We start from the raw sequence: 4,005 nt of genomic DNA, 5'->3' as shown, positions 1-4,005 counted from the left end.
TTGCCGGCCTTGATCTGCGCCGCCACGCTGGGAACGGCGTTGATGCCCAGCTGCACGTACCCGCCCGCCAGTTCGTTCACGGCGGGGCCCCCCCCCTTGTACGGGATCTGCACCATGCGCGTGCCCGTGGCGGCCTGGAACAACTCCATCGACAGGTGCCCCGGGCTGCCGTTGCCGCTGGTGCTGTAGTTGAGCGCGCCGGGGTCCTTGCGGGCCAGCGCGATGAGTTCCTGCACCGTGCGGACCTTGAGGCTCGGGTGCGTGGTGAGGATGGGCACGTTGACCACCACCCGCCCCACGGGCACGAAGTCGCGCGACGGGTTGTACGTGAGCTTGCTGGACAGCAGCGGTGCCGTCACCATGCCCGAGCCCGCCCCCATCAGCAGCGTGTGGCCGTCGGGCGGTGCCGATGCGACCGCCTGGAAGCCGGCCGCCCCGGGCCGGTTGTCGATGATGACCGGCTGGCGCCACTGCTCCGACATCTTGCGTGCCACCACCCGCATGGCCGTGTCGGCCGCGGCACCCGCCGGGAACGGAATCACGATGCGCACCGGCTTGTCGGGAAACTCGGCGGCCGGCGCCGCATGGGCGCCCGCCCCCCACAGGGCCAGGCCCGCCAGACCGGCCGCCAGCAACGGCCGGACCCGGTGCCCGGAAACGGGGCGCGAAAGGAAGGCCCGCAGGGCCGCACAGCTTGCGTTAGAAATCATGTCGCACTCCTGCGCCCACGGCGCGCACCGCCACATTGCTGCGGCTCGAATCGATTCCGTCGCGGTCGATGAACGCCTGCAACTCCGTGCGCTTGGACAGCGCATACGTATACGCCACCTGCTGGCGCTTGCGAAGGCCCCGCACGGAGGCCTGCACGTCCCGCTGCATCGCGTTGACCACCAGCGCGTGCGGGCCGGCGGAGAACCGGCTGCCCACCAGCCAGTAATCGACATCGGTGCGCGCGGTGGCCGAGGCCTTCGCATACGCATCGCGGCCCAGCAGCACATAGGGCTCGATGGCACCGAAGTCGTAGCGCACCGCCACCTGCCACTTGCTCGAAAACTCGTTGGCCAGCAGGCCACCCGGGCGCGTGTCCCGGCCGTAGCCGATGCCCGCCGACCAGGGCCCGGCCGCGTAGTTCAGCCCCAGGTCGAGCGACTTGGCGCCGTTTTCCTGATCGGGCGTCCGGGTGTCGCCGCGCAGGTAGTAGCGGGCCCGCACGTTGACGCCGCCCCACGTGGGGCTCTGGTAGCCCACCGCGTTCGAGGTGCGGTTGCGTGCATTGAGAATCGACGTGCCGATGGCCGTGGCCCCGGCGTCGTTGGCGGCGAACGAGGTGATGCGCGTGACCTGCGAATACAGGGGCGATCCGGTCGGATTGGCGGAATCCAGCCGGCCCAGCGCCACCGTCCCCGCGCTGCCGCGCAATGCCACGTAGCTGTTGCGGTAGGCGGGCGTGGTGGCGGCTCCGGTGTCCGCGTCCAGCCCCATCTCCACGCCGAACAGGGCGGCCATGCCGTCGCCCAGGTCCTCCTTGCCCCGAAAGCCCAGGCGCGACGCGTTGTCGCGCTCTTCCGTCACCGAGCCCGCATTGCCGGTCTTGACATGGTTGATGCTCAGTCGCACCTGGCCGTACGCCTGCAGGTCCTGCGCCCAAGCGGGCGGCGCGGCCGATAAGAACAGGCCGCTGGCAGCCAGTGCGAAGGGAAATGGGGGCCTCATAACGTCTTGCTCCTTGGGGTGGCGTCGTGCCGGTGTTGGCGAATGACGCTGCCGATTCTGTGGAGCGGGATCCTTCGCCACAACGCTATGACAAAGGCGGATGACCCTATGCAGCGGACCGCATGTTTGCGCCGGGCCGCGACCGGTGCAAAGATGCGGGACGGCCCCGCGCGCCCTTTGGCTGGCGCGCGCATCCCGGGGGTCGGCGCACCGTTCCATGCCCATGAACTTCAAGCAACTCGAAGCCTTCCACGCCATCATGCTCAGCGGCTCCACCACCGGCGCGGCCGAGCGCCTGGGCCTGTCGCAGCCCGCCATCAGCCGGCTGCTGACCCAGCTGGAGGAGGACCTGGCCCTGCGCCTGTTCGTGCGCGAGAAAGGCCGCCTGAGCCCCACCGCCGAAGCCCACGCGCTGCTGCACGACGCCCAGGGCCTGATGGACTCGGCCCAGTGCTTTCGCCGCCATGCCGAGCAGTTGCGCCTGGGCGGCTTCAAGCGCCGGCTGCTCAAGGTGGCCGTGCCCAGCACCCTGGCGACCACGCTCATGCCCGTGCTGGCCCGGCGCTTCATGCAGGCCCATCCCGATGTGGTGCTGGAAGTGCTGTCGGGCTCGTACAACGACGCGGAGCGCGCACTGCTCAGCCGCGATGCGGACATCGGGCTGGTGCGGCTGCCCATGGAAATGCCCGGGCTCGCCACCCGCGCCCGCCTCGACTCCGAGGCCGTGTGCATCATGCCCAAGGGCCACCCGCTGGAACACCTGAACGAGGTCGGCGCCACCGACCTGATCGACGCCAGCCTGATCCTGCTGGGCCGGCAGCGGCAGATACGCCACGACATCGACATGGCGTTTCGCCAGCGGCGGGTGCAGCCGCGCGTGGCCCTGGAGGTGCACTCCATCAGCGAGGCCTGCGCCCACGTGGCCCAGGGGCTGGGCGTTTCCATCGTGAACGCCCTGCTGGCGCAGCACTGCCCGCACGGTGCGATCGCCTCGCGCCCGTTCCGCCCCCGCATCGCCTACCAGCTGGGCATCGCCACGGTGGCCCAGGCAGCGGCATCGCCCCTGCACGACACGTTCACGCAGCTCCTGGTGGAGGGGCTGGTTTCGCCGCCGGGGGATGCCGGGGCGGCCACGGCGCAGCCGGCTTAGGGCGCGGGTTCAGATCGCCACGAGGTGGCGGATGCCCTTGGCCTGCATCTCGCTGCCCGGGCCCCGGGCGATGACTTCGCCGCGCTCCATCACGAGGTACTCGTCGGCCAGCTCCTCGGCGAAGTCGTAGTACTGCTCGCACAGCAGGATGGACACCGGATGCCCGTCCAGCCCGTGGTCGGCCAGCTGGCGGATGACGCGGCCGATGTCCTTGATGATGCTGGGCTGGATGCCTTCGGTGGGCTCGTCCAGGATCAGCAGGCGCGGGCTGGGCGCCAGCGCCCGCGCGATGGCGAGCTGCTGCTGCTGCCCGCCCGACAGGTCGCCGCCGCGGCGGCCGAGCATCTGCTTGAGCACCGGAAAGAGTTCGTACAGATGGGGCGGCACGGGGGTGGAGCCGCTCTTGTAGGCCAGGCCCATGCGCAGGTTTTCCTCGACGGTGAGGCGGCCGAAGATCTCGCGGCCCTGCGGGACGAAGCCGATGCCGGCGCGGGCGCGGTCGTAGGGGGTCCTGGACTGGATGGGGTGGCCTTCCCAGGTGATGGTGCCGCTTTGGATGGGGACGAGGCCCATGAGGCTCTTGAGCAGGGTGGTCTTGCCGACGCCGTTGCGGCCGAGGAGGACGGTGACTTTGCCGGGGGGGGCGGTGAGGCTCACGTCGCGCAGGATGTGGGAGCCGCCGTAGTACTGGTGGAGGTTTTGGACGGTGAGCATGGGTTTTTGATGTCTTTTGGGCTTTATGCCCTAGTGTTCATTGGTCTGGCTGCTATTGTTTTTATAGTAGCTTGCTGGTTTGGGTTTCGGGGCCGGGTCTCGGCCCGGCGGCCGAGGTACTTTTCTTTGCTTCGCCAAAGAAACGTACCCAAAAGAAAGGCGACCCTGCTGTCCGTGTCCCCTGCGCTTCGCTCCGGGGCAACCTGCGGTGCTCGCGGCTGGCGGGGTCCGCGCAAACTCGCTCCACTGCGTTGCGCTCAAACAGCGCGCGGCCCTTTTTCCGCCAGCCGCTGCGCTCCTCGGCACGGCCAGAAGGGAACCCAACAGCCGAACTGCCCACACAGGCCAGTGCTTCGCTCGGCCTTTGGTGCGCGAGCGCGTGGCGCCGCGCACGCTGGGCCGAGCGCAGCGATGGCCCGTGTGGCGGG

At 69.6% G+C, this 4,005-nt stretch carries 4 protein-coding genes; 1 reads left to right on the top strand and 3 read right to left on the bottom strand.

What is annotated here, in order from left to right:
• Together AC27KI_RS20185 and AC27KI_RS20180 are read right to left on the bottom strand one after the other, a co-directional pair.
• On the bottom strand, positions 1-710 hold a 710-nt coding region (locus tag AC27KI_RS20185; protein ID WP_487115481.1), incomplete at its 3' end, for a Bug family tripartite tricarboxylate transporter substrate binding protein.
• On the bottom strand, positions 700-1,713 hold the full coding sequence (locus tag AC27KI_RS20180) for a porin (protein WP_487115479.1): 1,014 nt from the start codon (positions 1,711-1,713) through the stop codon (positions 700-702). The genes AC27KI_RS20180 and AC27KI_RS20185, both read right to left, overlap by 11 nt.
• Before the next feature lie 223 nt (positions 1,714-1,936).
• Between AC27KI_RS20180 and AC27KI_RS20175 the strand changes: the two genes are divergently transcribed.
• A complete protein-coding gene (locus AC27KI_RS20175) occupies positions 1,937-2,863 on the top strand; it encodes a LysR family transcriptional regulator (protein WP_487115477.1) in 927 nt (308 codons plus the stop codon).
• A gap of 9 nt (positions 2,864-2,872) precedes the next feature.
• On the opposite strand, the gene urtE is transcribed toward AC27KI_RS20175, so the two are convergent.
• The gene (urtE, locus tag AC27KI_RS20170; protein ID WP_317354613.1) at positions 2,873-3,577 is read right to left on the bottom strand and encodes an urea ABC transporter ATP-binding subunit UrtE; all 705 of its coding nucleotides are present in this window, start codon (positions 3,575-3,577) and stop codon (positions 2,873-2,875) included.
• Positions 3,578-4,005 lie beyond the last annotated feature (428 nt).

The organism is Acidovorax sp. KPB24-03 (assembly GCF_057546605.1).
The sequence above is the reverse complement of the archived record's forward strand: the minus strand, read 5'-3'. Positions and strand labels throughout refer to the sequence as shown.

Excerpts from the sequence above, each read along its gene's own strand:
- AC27KI_RS20175 (WP_487115477.1), top strand. The coding sequence starts at position 1,937 with ATGAACTTCAAGCAACTCGAAGCCTTCCACGCCATCATGCTCAGCGGC.
- urtE (WP_317354613.1), bottom strand. The coding sequence starts at position 3,577 with ATGCTCACCGTCCAAAACCTCCACCAGTACTACGGCGGCTCCCACATC.
- AC27KI_RS20180 (WP_487115479.1), bottom strand. The coding sequence starts at position 1,713 with ATGAGGCCCCCATTTCCCTTCGCACTGGCTGCCAGCGGCCTGTTCTTA.